This window comes from Acidovorax cavernicola (genome assembly GCF_003581445.1).
The window spans coordinates 1-838 of the sequence record NZ_QXMN01000281.1; the positions used below are offsets into that span (position 1 = coordinate 1).

Consider the following 838-nt stretch of genomic DNA (forward strand, 5'->3'; position numbering starts at 1 on the left):
CTATTGGAGTGGCGTGAGCTGAAAGTGCATGAACTGCCAGCCGGCAGCGGTGCGGCGCACGATCTGCGTGACCATGCCGCGCAGCTCGCTCAGGCTGCCGTCGGGCGCACGCATGTGGTTGCAGATCGCGCCCGTCATCACGGCCGCGTCGTCGCCCAACACGCGGATCTCGAGGGGGCCGCGCTCTATGGCCGCAAAGCCGCGCCTGGCCTCGATATGCGCGAGCAGCGCGGCCTTGTCGTGCACCAGGCCCACGCTGTGGATGTGCACCAGGTCAGCGGCAAACATCTGGTCAAGCGCTGGCAGATCCAGCGCCACCAATGCCGACTGGCGCCTGCGCTCCAGATCGAGGCATGCGGCGCGCACCGCGATCTCGCCAGACTGCGCGGGCGCGGACATCAGACCAGGCCCTCGTACGATCCGCCGTCGAGCTGCAGGTTCTGGCCGGAGATGTAGCCCGCCAGCGCACTGCACAGGAATGCGCAGGCCGCACCAAACTCCTCGGGCTGGCCCATGCGCCCCGCGTTGATGGACGCGGCGATGCGCAGCCGAGCCTGCTCGTGCGTGATGCCGTCGGCGGCCATCATGCGCTGGGCCATGAACTCCTGGCGCGGCGTGTCGATGCGCTCGGGCAGCAGGTTGTTGATGGTCACGTTGTCGACCACCACTTCGGCGCTGATGGCCTTGCTGATCGCGGTCAGCGCGGTGCGCGCCGAAGTCGACAGCCCCATGATGTAGTGCGGGGTCTTCACCATCGCGGACGTGATGTTGATGATGCGGCCGAACCTGCGCGCGCGCATGCCGGGCACATAGGCGCGCATGAGCTGCACGCCCGGAA

Annotated in this window: 2 protein-coding genes; both read right to left on the bottom strand. The window is 67.9% G+C overall.

The genetic code is table 11. From position 1 onward, the window contains the following. Positions 1 to 399 carry a nuclear transport factor 2 family protein gene (locus D3H34_RS33150; protein ID WP_119558910.1) on the bottom strand — a complete coding sequence of 133 codons (399 nt, stop codon included), beginning with the start codon at positions 397 to 399 and terminating at the stop codon, positions 1 to 3. Further along, on the bottom strand, positions 399 to 838 hold a 440-nt coding region (locus tag D3H34_RS33155; protein ID WP_119558911.1), incomplete at its 5' end, for an SDR family oxidoreductase. The genes D3H34_RS33155 and D3H34_RS33150, both read right to left, overlap by 1 nt.

Coding starts and splice junctions, on each gene's coding strand:
- D3H34_RS33150 (WP_119558910.1), bottom strand. CDS start 399: ATGTCCGCGCCCGCGCAGTCTGGCGAGATCGCGGTGCGCGCCGCATGC.